11 protein-coding genes are annotated in these 11,847 nt (G+C 59.9%); 9 read left to right on the plus strand and 2 right to left on the minus strand.

Going from position 1 to position 11,847, the window contains the following annotated elements:
- Positions 1-7: 7 nt before the first annotated feature.
- From MPC4_RS17940 to MPC4_RS17975, 8 genes are all read left to right on the plus strand, one after another.
- Positions 8-328, plus strand: a complete 321-nt coding sequence (locus tag MPC4_RS17940; RefSeq protein WP_134493197.1) for an MmoB/DmpM family protein — start codon at positions 8-10, stop codon at positions 326-328.
- Between the two features lie 175 nt (positions 329-503).
- The gene (groEL, locus tag MPC4_RS17945; protein WP_174513727.1) at positions 504-2,147 is read left to right on the plus strand and encodes a molecular chaperone GroEL; all 1,644 of its coding nucleotides are present in this window, start codon (positions 504-506) and stop codon (positions 2,145-2,147) included.
- Positions 2,148-2,387: 240 nt separating this feature from the next.
- Positions 2,388-4,469 (plus strand): sigma-54-dependent Fis family transcriptional regulator, encoded by a 2,082-nt coding sequence (locus tag MPC4_RS17950; RefSeq protein WP_174513728.1) that lies wholly within the window; start codon positions 2,388-2,390, stop codon positions 4,467-4,469.
- Positions 4,470-4,588: 119 nt separating this feature from the next.
- The gene (locus tag MPC4_RS17955; protein WP_174513729.1) at positions 4,589-4,942 is read left to right on the plus strand and encodes a ribbon-helix-helix domain-containing protein; all 354 of its coding nucleotides are present in this window, start codon (positions 4,589-4,591) and stop codon (positions 4,940-4,942) included.
- Positions 4,943-5,170: 228 nt separating this feature from the next.
- The gene (locus MPC4_RS17960; RefSeq protein ID WP_174513730.1) at positions 5,171-5,578 is read left to right on the plus strand and encodes a c-type cytochrome; all 408 of its coding nucleotides are present in this window, start codon (positions 5,171-5,173) and stop codon (positions 5,576-5,578) included.
- Between the two features lie 9 nt (positions 5,579-5,587).
- Positions 5,588-5,983, plus strand: a complete 396-nt coding sequence (locus tag MPC4_RS17965) for a VOC family protein (RefSeq protein ID WP_174513731.1) — start codon at positions 5,588-5,590, stop codon at positions 5,981-5,983.
- 85 nt (positions 5,984-6,068) lie between these two features.
- Complete coding sequence (locus tag MPC4_RS17970) at positions 6,069-6,593, plus strand: Twin-arginine translocation pathway signal (protein ID WP_174513732.1); 525 nt, start codon at positions 6,069-6,071, stop codon at positions 6,591-6,593.
- Between the two features lie 27 nt (positions 6,594-6,620).
- A complete protein-coding gene (locus MPC4_RS17975; protein ID WP_174513733.1) occupies positions 6,621-8,189 on the plus strand; it encodes a GMC family oxidoreductase in 1,569 nt (522 codons plus the stop codon).
- A gap of 177 nt (positions 8,190-8,366) precedes the next feature.
- Here the strand turns inward: MPC4_RS17975 and MPC4_RS17980 are convergent, their stop codons facing one another.
- Complete coding sequence (locus tag MPC4_RS17980; protein ID WP_134492894.1) at positions 8,367-8,831, minus strand: Lrp/AsnC family transcriptional regulator; 465 nt, start codon at positions 8,829-8,831, stop codon at positions 8,367-8,369.
- Between the two features lie 127 nt (positions 8,832-8,958).
- Between MPC4_RS17980 and MPC4_RS17985 the strand changes: the two genes are divergently transcribed.
- On the plus strand, positions 8,959-11,352 hold the full coding sequence (locus MPC4_RS17985; RefSeq protein ID WP_174513734.1) for a transketolase: 2,394 nt from the start codon (positions 8,959-8,961) through the stop codon (positions 11,350-11,352).
- Between the two features lie 77 nt (positions 11,353-11,429).
- On the opposite strand, the gene MPC4_RS17990 is transcribed toward MPC4_RS17985, so the two are convergent.
- The gene (locus tag MPC4_RS17990) at positions 11,430-11,825 is read right to left on the minus strand and encodes a GlcG/HbpS family heme-binding protein (RefSeq protein ID WP_134493195.1); all 396 of its coding nucleotides are present in this window, start codon (positions 11,823-11,825) and stop codon (positions 11,430-11,432) included.
- Positions 11,826-11,847: the final 22 nt, after the last annotated feature.

Consider the following 11,847-nt stretch of genomic DNA (forward strand, 5'->3'; position numbering starts at 1 on the left):
CAAGCCAATGGATCAGATCACATTCGATGAGACGATCTCGCATCAATGCGGCGTCACCATGAACGACAGTGTCGAAGCCCGGGCCATCGCCGAGGTGATGGAGGCAAAGCCAGGCATCAAAGTCACCTATATGCCGGCGATGATCCGCATTGACGGGGAAGGCAAAATCACTTTCGACATGAAGGAGCTCACCGAGGCCCTGGGTCGCGAGATGACCCCCCACCTTTTCGAAATCTCGACTTCAACCCACTATGGCCGCATGGTTATGATTGATGATGACACCGTCGTGCTTTTCGGCAACATGGACGATGCCATGGCGTATGAATAAGCGCGGCGCCGGCTAAAGACTGGACAAGGGCAACGGTCGCTTCCGGCGGCCGTTGTTTGCGTCTCACAAACTTGGCCGCCAACCCGTAACGCGACGCCGGCGGTTCCTCCGGCGTGGAAAGCAACAAGCAAGAAGATCGAAACGATCTCAGTTGAAATGGTTTTGGGAGGATATAATGGCAAAGCTGATGTTGCACGGATCGGAAGCGCGCGCGGCGCTGGCGCGAGGGGTCGAGAAGCTTGCGACCGCGGTCGGCGGAACTCTCGGGCCGCGCGGCCTGAACGCCATCATTGCGCGACCGCAGGGCACGCCCATCGTCTCGCGCGACGGCGTCAGCATTGCGGAGGAAATCGAGCTCGAATGCCGCTTCGAAAATCTTGGCGCGCAGATCGTCCGGGAAGTCTCCAAGCAGACCGCTGACGTAGCTGGCGACGGGACGACCACGGCGACCGTGCTGGCAAACGCTCTTATTCAGCAGGGCGTCGCGATTCTGTCTCAAGGCGGCGCCGCCGCGGCGGATCTTATCGAGGGATTGGACGACGCCGAGGAGGCAATGGTCGAGGCGCTCGCAACACGCGCGCGGCCTCTCGCCGGACCGCACCAGCTGCGGTCCGTCGCGACAATTGCAGGGACCGATAAAGCGCTCGGCGATATCGTGGCCAAGGCGCTGGAAGCGGTCGGGCCGGACGGCATTATCACGCTCGATCAAGGCTCCGCGGTCGAGGATGTGATCGAAGTCATCGAAGGATTTTCATTCGATCGCGGCTATGTCTCGCATCACATGATTACTGACGTTCCGACGATGCGGGCGGTGCTTGACGACGCCTATATTCTCTTGACCGATCAGAAGATTCTTCGGTTTGAGCAGATCCAGCATCTCGTCGAAGCGATCGAGGCGAAGGACGCGAGCCTGCTCATTATCGCCGAAGAGGTCGATCCAAAGGCCCTTATCGGCCTGCTGGCCAGCCGCTCCAAAGGGCGCGGGCGCTTCGTCGTCGTCAACCCGCCGGACTTTGGTCATTGGCGCAGGCAGATGATGGAGGATATCGGCGTCCTGACCGGAGGCGAAGTCATCTTCGGCGATCTCGGCTATGCTCTGGAGCGTACGAGCCTCGAAAATCTGGGCCGCGCCGAATGCGTTGTCGTGTCGCAATTCGAGACAATGATTTTGCGAGGACGCGGCTCGCCCGAAGCGGTCGAGGCCCGGCGCGCGCAGATCCGTCAGCAGATCGACCTGGCGCCGCAAAACATCGAACGCGACAAGCTCGATGAACGCATGTCCAAAATGACCTCCGGAACCGTGCGGATCCTCGCCGGGGGCGTGACGCCAGCGGAGCGCCGGCGACGTCTGCAGCTTCTCGACGACGCTTTGTGCTCAGGGCGGGCGGCGCTCCTCGATGGAGTGGTCGCAGGAGGCGGAACGACGCTGCTCGAACTGGCCGCCACGATAAGGCCAAAAGGCAATGGCGCGGCCAATGAAGGCGCCGCCATAGGCGTCGCTCTTTTCCGTTCCGCGATGCAGCGGCCCCTCGCTCAAATCGCCGAAAACGCGGGACGCGATCCCGAGGCCACCATTGCCGCGGTGGCGAAGGCCCCCGCCGGCGTCGGTTTCGACGCCAGGACCGGGCAATTGGCCGACATGTTCGAAGCTGGCGTCATCGATCCGGTCCGCGTGACAATCGCCTCCGTCCGTAACGCGGTGTCCTCCGCCAAACTCATTTTGGGCACCAATACGCTGATCGTTGATCGCGGCGACTACGTCGATCCGACCGCCGGTCCAGCGCGCGGCGGTGGTGGAGAGCTGCTCGGCCGCGCCTGAGAATTGAACGCCGCGAAAGGGAGCGCTTCCGGTTTGAAGCGCTTTCTTCGGCTCGCTTTTTTGGCAGCCCTGCAATGTCGAGCTTAAGCGTGTGAATAGCGAGCTGGTGGTTTGAATTAGCGATTGTCTCGAAAGAGGGGAAGGAATAAGTTGCTCTTTTAACGCTCTCCGCAGAGAGAGCGAACGGCAATAAATTGCCTGATAAGGGATGGGAATTGGCTCCGGGGGACATTCGAGGCGATGCATCTCGACCAGTTGAATGAATGGGCGGGGACGCCCGAGCAATCGACGGGCTTTGGTCCCGGCGAAGAACGCACCATCATGAAAGCCTGGGAAGATTATCTGGCTGGCACATCGCGTCAGCTCAAGGTGCGTAACGTCGTGGCGCAATCCTGGGAGCGATGCGCCGCGATAGGCATCGATCACAAGCTTCCCGGCTCCAAGACAATTATCGAGCAACGCGAGTTCGAGCAGAGACTGCAGCGCAATCGTCTGCTCCTACAGGCCGCAGCAAAAGTGTTGTCGGAAGCGCAACAACTGCTGATCGGCAGCGGATCCATGCTGCTTCTCACCGATGTTGACGGAGTCGTGCTCGACGCGGTCGGCGATCCCGGCACGCTGGAGGCCGGCCAGGACATCAACCTCGTCGTCGGAGCGGATTGGAGCGAGGCCAACGCGGGAACAAATGGAATCGGCACGACGCTGGCGTCGCGCGCTCCGGTTTTGATTCACGGGCCGGAGCACTTCTGCGCCTTGACGAAAAATTGGACCTGCGTCGGCGCGCCAGTCCGCAACCCGCTTGATGGGGTCCTGCTCGGCCTCGTCGATATGTCCGGCGCGAAGAGCACCTTCCAGCAGCATAACCTTGCGTTCGCGGTCATGGTGGCGCGCGGAATTGAAGCCGCGCTGTCGCTGCAACTCGAGGTTGAGCGCAGAATGCTGTTGGAATACAGCTCCGGGATCGGCAGGGGGTGGTCAGACGGCGTTATTGTCGTCGACCGCGGCGGTCAGGTCGTGCTGGCTAACGAACATGCGCCTCGGCTGATGGCGATGCGGGCCAAGGCGCGCGAGTTTGCGGATGGATCTTTCCATTCGGATCAACCGCTTCTAACGCTGAACAAGGACGGTAGAAGCTTCGATCTCGCCGCCGCCGCGCGCTATGGCATCAATCCCGGCAATCTTCTGCCGGTCCATCACGATGGCGCCTTGATCGGCGCGGTCGTCATCGCCGCCGCTGCGCAGCGGCCGCCGGCTCCCGCGGTCATACGCTCCAAAGCCTTTGAGCCAATCGTCACCAATTGCGCCATTATGCTGGACGCCATTCACCGCGCAAGCCGCCTCGCCATCTATCAGGCCCCGGTTCTCATCGAAGGCGAAACAGGCGTTGGCAAAGAGCTGTTCGCGCGGGCAATCCATGACGCAAGCCCCTGCGCCGATGGACCGTTCATCCCATTCAACTGCGGCGCCATTTCACGCGATCTGATCGCAACAGAACTTTTCGGCTATGTGAAGGGCGCGTTCACAGGCGCTGCCTCGAATGGCAACATCGGCCGCTTCGAGCGGGCCAATAATGGCACGCTCTGCCTCGATGAGATCGGCGAACTGCCGCTGGATCTCCAGCCGTTTCTCCTGCGCGTTCTGGAGGAAGGCGCGGTTTGCAGAGTGGGCGACGCGACGCCCCGCCCGATCAAGGTCCGGCTCATCGCGATGACCAATCGCGACCTTCGCGAAGAAGTCGAAAAAGGGCGATTCCGTCGCGATCTTTTGTATCGACTCAACGTTTCGACGCTCAAGGTTCCTCCTTTGCGCAAACGCGATGGCGACGCGGTCTTGCTGGCGCAACATTTCCTCAACCATCTTTCAAAGAAGCATGATCTCGGCCTGCGCTGTTTCGCCCCGGACGTGCTCCGTCTATTCAAGACCTATCCGTGGCCCGGCAATATTCGCGAACTTCGCAATGTGGTGGAGAGCGCGCTCCTGCTGTGCGACACGCCAGTTATCGGCCGCGGGTGGCTCCCTGAGGAGATTGTGGACTACCGTCTGCCGGAAGAACGTTCGGATCTGTCCGCTTCTTGTAGACTGCCTCGCGTCCGCGCTGACTCATGTTCACTGGACGAAGAATTGCCGCGAGCAAGTGATCTGCGTAGCCTCGGCAAGCAGCACATAGAGAACGTGTTGCATCGCTTTCAGGGAAACATCAGCCTGACCGCAGCGGCCCTTGGAATAGCGCGCACGACGCTCTACCGCCGCCTGAAAGCCTATGGGCTCGATATGCCGCGCGATAGCAATTCAGCGCCGGACGCCGATCGCGTTGCGGAGTAATTCGACGGCCGCGTGGACCGGGCCAGCGTCGCAAGCTTGTTGCCCCCACCGTCTTGCGACGTTTGCCTTGCCGTCGCACGCGCACTCGACCAAGACGGTAGGCTGATAAGGAGGATTGAATGTGCAAGATCTTCTGCGAATTGGACGCAACATCTTATCAGTGTCAGACCCGCTCGATCCGGCTCGGCGGTCATGTGACGTCGATCCGGCTCGAAGCGCTGTTTTGGCAGATCCTGGAGACGATCGCGGCATCGGAAGGCATGACGCTCGGTCGTTTTCTGACCAGGCTGCATGATGAGATTCTGGAATTTCATGGCGAAATCGGAAATTTTACAGCCTTGTTGCGCTGCGCCTGCATTCGTTATGCGGTCGAGATCGGCAGTCACGCAAGTCTGCCGGCTCTGATCAATGCGGCGCCAGGTAGTTTCGCCAATCTTCGCCTCGACCTGAGCAAAGCCGCCTTTCTCGACTGATAGCCGCCTCGCGCCAATCTGATGGCCGAGCCGGGTGGCCGATCGCCTCGACCAACAGGCGCCGATCTCCCAATCATGCGTTGGCCGCCACCTACATGGCGCTTTTTCACAATCGGGCGAAATTCGCAAAGGTAGTAATCAATTACTACCCTATCCCTGCTTGCAAAATATAGCTTCAACACGCCAGTCGAAAAGGTGGCGGCGGGCCGCGCATGGAAGGCAGCATTGATGAGAGATTTGTCGAAGGTCTTCGGACACCGCCGCTGCGCTGTTGCTGTGTGCGCCAGTCTGTTGACTCTCTATGCCGTTTCCGCCCGCGCCGAGGACGCCGCCGCGGGCAAACAACAATTCCTGACGAGTTGCGGGGTCTGTCATTCGAGCGATCCCGCCGCCGGCGCGCGCCAGGGACCCAATCTCTTCGGCGTCTACGGACGCAAGGTTGGCAGCATTGCGGGTTTCAAATATTCGAATGCGCTGCAATCCGGCGATTGGGTCTGGAGCGAGGCGACGCTCGATCCCTGGATAACGAACTCTCAGGAAGCCCATCCAGGCACGTTCATGAATTACCGGCAGACAAATCCGGAGAAACGGAAGCTCGTCATCGAATATCTGAAATCTCTATCAGCTCCAAAATGAGAACGTCGCATGACCAAAGCCATTCATATGATGATTCGGGTATTGGAGGAAAAGCGGTCGGTCGACTTCTACAGCGCGGCATTCGGCCTTGAAGTCGCCGATCGCTTTCCGTTCGACGATTTCACCCTGGTCTATTTGCGGAGCCCCGACGCCGACTTCGAGATCGAGCTCACGATCAATCATGACCGAAAGCAGCCCTACGCGCTCGGCGACGCCTATGGGCATGTCGCCTTTGTCGTCAATGATCTCGACAAGGAGCATGCCCGGTTCGAGGCGAAGGGACTGAAGCCTAATCCGGTCAAAGAGTTTTTTCGTGGCGGCAGTCTGATGGCGCGCTTCTTCTTCGTTCAGGATCCCGATGGCTACAAGATCGAGGTTCTTCAAAAGCATGGCCGCTATCGTTAGAAGGCGCCTCTGCATACCAAACAATAAAAGCAAATTGATACAAAATTGGAGGAACGCCATGAAGGCGGGCGAGACAAACAGTTCTATGCCAGAGACAATCGACCGGCGGCGATTTCTTGCGGGGTCGGCGACGATTTCCGCGGCGATCGTCGTTTCGGGCTCCGCGCTCATTCACGCCGGCGAGGCCTGGGGACTCGAAGTCAACAGCCTGAAGCCGGGAACCATGCTGACTCTTGTCAAGATCGCTCGCGATATCTACCCGCATGACCGGCTGACCGACAAATATTACGCCATCGCGGTCAAAGGCTATGACAAAAAGTCAGCGGATAATCCCGCCGTCAAGGCCATGATCGAAGATAGCGTAATGCTTATCGACGGCATCGCCAAGGCGCGGCACGGCGTCCCCTATGCTGAGATCGGTTGGGAGGAGCCGCGCGTTGCGATCCTCAAGGAAATCGAAGCAGGTCCGTTCTTTCTCATGATTCGCTCCGGCCTCGTCGTCGGACTTTATAACCAGAAAGAGATCTGGCCGCTGTTTGGATATGAGGGAGAAAGCGCGTCGGAAGGCGGCTATCTCCACCGCGGTTTCAACGATCTGACCTGGCTCTGACTAGCCATAAGAATATGAGGACGCATCATGGCTAAATTTGATCTCAACGACGATTCGGTCGTCGTGATCGTCGGCTCCGGCGCAGGCGGCGGAACGCTCGGCGCGGAGCTGGCGCTGAAAGGCGTGAAAACCGTTATTCTCGAAGCTGGACAACGCTTCGAGATCGAGGATTTCATCAACGATGAATGGGCTTCCTTCACGCAGCTCTCCTGGTCGGACATGCGCACAACGTCGGGCTCCTGGCGCATCCATCGCGATTTTCCCAATTTGCCCGCCTGGATCGTCAAGGCCGTTGGAGGCACCACGGTGCATTGGGCTGGAGCCTCGCTTCGCATTCAGGATTACGAGTTTCAGACCCGCAGCCATTACGGGCAGATCGAGGGAGCGCATCTGCTTGATTGGCCCCTCACCTTGAAAGAGCTCGAGCCCTATTACGAAAAGGCCGAGAACAAGATGGGCGTCACCCGCACCAATGGGATCCCTGGCCTTCCCGGCAATAATAATTTCAAAGTCCTCGAAGCCGGCGCGAAAAAGCTTGGCTACAAGGAGGTGCACACCGGCCGAATGGCGATCAACTCCGAGCCGCGTGACGGACGCGGCAGCTGCCAACAGATCGGTTTCTGCTTTCAAGGCTGCAAGTCCGGCGCCAAATGGTCGACGCTGTATACAGAGATCCCGAAAGGGGAGGAAACCGGGAACCTCGAAGTGCGGCCCGACAGTCAGGCTGTCAGAATCGAACATGACGCATCCGGCAAAGTCACCGGCGTCGTTTATGCCAACAGCGCCGGAACGCTGCAACGGCAGAAGGCGCGGGTTGTCTGCGTCGCCGGCAATTCGATCGAAAGCCCAAGGCTGTTGCTTAATTCCGCCTCGTCTCTGTTTCCGAACGGCCTCGCCAATTCGTCAGGTCAGGTCGGCCGCAATTACATGCGTCATACGACGGGCGCCGTCTTCGCCATATTCGACGAGCCTGTTCACATGTATCGCGGCACGACGATGGCGGGCATCGTCCGCGACGAGGCGGCGCACAAGCCAGAACGCGGCTTTTCCGGCGGCTACGAATTCGAAACAATCTCTGTCGGCCTGCCCTTCATGGCGGCCTTTCTTGATCCGGGGGCCTGGGGACGCGAGTTCACCTCTGCGCTTGATTCCTACCAGAACATGGCGGGTCTCTGGATCGTCGGGGAAGACATGCCGCAGGAGACCAATCGGATCACTCTGGACCCTGTTGCGAAAGACAAGTTCGGCCTTCCGGTCGCCAATGTGCATTATGATGATCATGCCAATGACGTCGCCATGCGCAACCATGCCTATCAGCGCGCAACGGCGCTTTATGAGTCTGTCGGCGCCACCCGCGTCTTCCCCCAGACTCCATATCCGTCGACGCATAATCTCGGCACAAACCGCATGTCCGAGAAGCCGCGCGATGGTGTTGTGAACAAGCATGGCCAGACGCATGACATCAAGAACCTGTTCGTATCGGACGGCTCTCAGTTCACGACAGGCGCCTGCGAAAATCCAACGCTGACCATCGTCGCCCTGGCGATCCGCCAGGCAGATCATATCGCCAAAGAGATGAGCGCAAATACGATCTGACAACCCGCGAGACCGTCGATGCGTTGCGCCCACGGGCGCGCATCGCCTGACTTTGGCCCGCGCCGGATGTTGCAGGATAGGCGGCGCGCCTTGAGCGGAATGCGTTCAAACGGAATCGCATTCTGCTCTTTAGGCCTTTTATCTTACAGCATGACGCCGTTCCTTCGGCGTCATACTTTAGCGCAACGGCAGCACTTCGGACCGCTTGACCTGACCGAGCGCGAAACTCGTTTCGATCGAGGCGACGCCATCGAGGCGTGTCAGCTTGTCCTTGAGGAAACGCTCGTAGGCTTCAAGATCGCGTACTACGATGCGCAGCAGATAATCACGTTGGCCGGTCATCAGGTAGCAATCGGCGACCTCCGGCCAGCGCGCGACGGCATGCGCGAAACGATCGAGATCTGCTTCGCGCTGACGTTCGAGCTTTATCGACGCGAAGGCGCTGATCGGCAACCCGACCTTCGACTGATCGATGATCGCCGTATATCCCTTGATGATGCCGCTGTCTTCCAGCGTCCGAACGCGTCGCGCGCAAGGCGACGGCGAAAGGCCGACGCGGGCGGCAAGCTCATGCGTCGTGATCCGGCCGTCGTTTTGAACGGCGGCGATAATCTTGCGATCGATTTCATCAATATCCCGCATGAGCCGATGCTCGCGATTTTCCAGCCCACATTAGCTGATTCAGCCAAAACTGATTGGCCTGCCGACGCAATTTAGCTCCAATCGCCAGCGCTGGCCACCTAAACTAGGGCTTCAAAGGAGCTAGCGCATGACCGATCTCCGTCTACCTGTTCTCTCAGAGCTTGAACGCAAAGTCTTGTGGCTCGCAACGTGGATGATTCACAACGCGAACCATTTGCGCGCAAATGCGGATGGCCTGAAGGTCGGCGGCCATCAGGCCTCTTCGGCGTCAATGGCGACGATCATGACGGCGCTCTATTTTGCGGTGTTGAAGCCCGAAGACCGGGTCGCCGTGAAGCCGCACGCCAGCCCGATTTTCCACGCGATCCAATATCTGTTCGGCCATCAGACTCGAGAGAAACTTGGGAATTTCCGCGGTTACAAAGGCGCCCAATCCTATCCTTCCCGCACCAAAGATATTGATGACGTCGATTTTTCGACCGGATCTGTCGGTCTCGGCGTCGCCCAAACGCTCTTTGCGTCGCTTGCGCAGGATTATGTAAGGGCCAAGGGCTGGGGGACCGATCTGCCGGAAGGACGCATGATCGCCCTGATCGGCGACGCCGAAATGGACGAAGGCAACATCTTCGAAGCGCTCCTTGAAGGCTGGAAGCAGGGCCTCAGAAACACATGGTGGATTGTTGATTATAACCGCCAGAGCCTCGACGCCGTGGTGCGCGAGGGGCTTTGGGCGCGTTTCGAATCGATGTTCCAAAACTTCGGCTGGGATGTCGTCATCCTCAAGCACGGGACGCTGCAACAGCAGGCCTTCGCAGAGCCCGGCGGCAAAATATTGCGTGATTGGATAGACCGCTGTCCGAACCAGCTGTACTCAGCGCTGACTTTCCAGGGACCCGGCGCGTGGCGAAAGCGTCTCCTTGATGATCTTGGCGATCAAGGCGCGGCCTCACGCCTCATCGAACGGCGCAGCGACGACGAACTCCTCCGGCTGATGAGCAATCTCGGCGGCCATGATCTGCCGTCGCTGCTCAAGGCCTTTGAGGATGCCCGGACACATGACCGTCCGGTCTGCTTCATCGCTTACACGATTAAAGGCTTCGGCCTGCCGCTTGCCGGCCACAAGGACAACCATGCGGGCTTGATGACCCCCGCGCAGATCGAAACGCTGCGTCAGTCGATGAACGTCCGCGAGGGTCACGAATGGGATCTCCTCGAGGGGCTCGACCGGTCGCCGGAGGAAATCGAAGCGTTCGTGGCGAACGCGCCCTTCGTTCAGCGGGGGCGGCGGCGTTTCGAGGCGCCGGCGATCAGCGTTCCCGACATCGCCGCCCCGGCGCAGACAGCGATGTCAACGCAGCAGGGCTTCGGCGTTCTGATGCATGAAATCGCCAAGGCCGATACGGAGCTGGCGAAGCGCATCGTCACAACCTCGCCGGACGTGACGGTCTCGACGAACCTCGGCGCCTGGGTTAACCGGCGCGGGCTATTTGCCCGCGAGGAGATCGCCGACACATTCAAGGCCCAACGTATTCCCTCGACATTCCATTGGACCTTCTCTCCGGCCGGACAACACGTCGAACTCGGCATCGCCGAGATGAACCTGTTTTCCATGCTTTCCGCGCTCGGGCTGTCGCACACGCTCTTTGGCGAGCGCCTCCTGCCCATCGGCACGCTCTACGATCCGTTCATCGAGCGCGGGCTCGACGCCTTGAATTATGCCTGCTACCAAGACGCCCGCTTTATCCTCGTCGCGACGCCTTCCGGCGTGACGCTGGCGCCGGAAGGCGGCGCCCATCAGTCAATCGCAACGCCACTCATCGGCATGGCGCAGGACGGCCTCGCCAGCTTCGAGCCCGCCTTCGTCGACGAGCTGGCGACCATCATGCGCTGGTCGTTCGACTATATTCAGCGCTCCGGTGAAGGAGAGCCGGACCAAACGAGCTGGCTGCGGGACGAGCGGGGCGGCGCAGTCTATCTGCGCCTCTCAACCCGTTCGCTCGAGCAGCCTCAAAGAATTCTCACCCCCGCCCTCTCGCGCGACATTATCGATGGCGCCTATTGGATGCGCAGGCCCGGCCCGAATGCGCAGATCGTCGTCGCCTACACGGGCGCCATCGCCCCGGAGGCTATCGCCGCCATCGGCCTGATGGCGGAAGACCGGCGGGACGTCGGCCTCCTCGCCGTCACCTCGGCCGATCGGCTCAACGCCGGCTGGATGGCGGCAAGCCGCGCGCGCGAGCACGGCGTCGCCACGGCGCGAAGCCACATAGAGCGCCTGCTCACTGAGGTTCCATCCCATTGCTGCCTTGTCACGGTTCTCGACGGCCACCCCGCGACGCTCGCGTGGCTTGGTTCCGTCCTCGGCCATCGCACCCGATCACTGGGCGTCGAGCACTTCGGCCAGACCGGAACGCTGGCCGACCTCTACCGCCATTTTGGCATTGATGCGAAGGCCATCGTCATGGCGGCGCAAACCATCGCGCCCGGACGGCCGATAAGGCATGCGCGGATGGCCTCATAGATCAGCCGTCGCGCCGACACAAAACCATTCTCAAAGTCGACTCTGCATCGCGCCAATAAAGGGGAGGCGCGCCAGCCCTAAAAGGCGCGCGCGCCAGCCTCGGCCAACGCGATATCCTGATCCTTCATGCCCCCGCTGACGCCAATCGCGCCAACAATCTCATCGCCCTTCCTGAGCGGAACGCCCCCTGCAAAAATCATGACCCGCCCGTGATTACTGGCGAGGATGCCAAAAAATTGGCCGCCCGGCTGGCTCAGCTCGCCAAGCTTTTCAGTCGATATGTCGAAGGCTCTCGCAGTGAACGCCTTGTTGATCGCAATATCGATGCTGCCCATCCAGGCTTTATCCATCCGGGCAAAGGCGACGAGATTTCCGCCGGCATCCACCACCGCGATGTTGGACGGCTGACCGATTTCCTGCGCTTTTGTTTCCGCCGCAGCGATCACGCGGCGCGCATCGTTCAATGTAACCATCATCAAATCCCTCCTTGTCTGG

Origin of the sequence: Methylocella tundrae, assembly GCF_901905185.1 — a bacterium.
Lineage (GTDB): Bacteria > Pseudomonadota > Alphaproteobacteria > Rhizobiales > Beijerinckiaceae > Methylocapsa > Methylocapsa tundrae.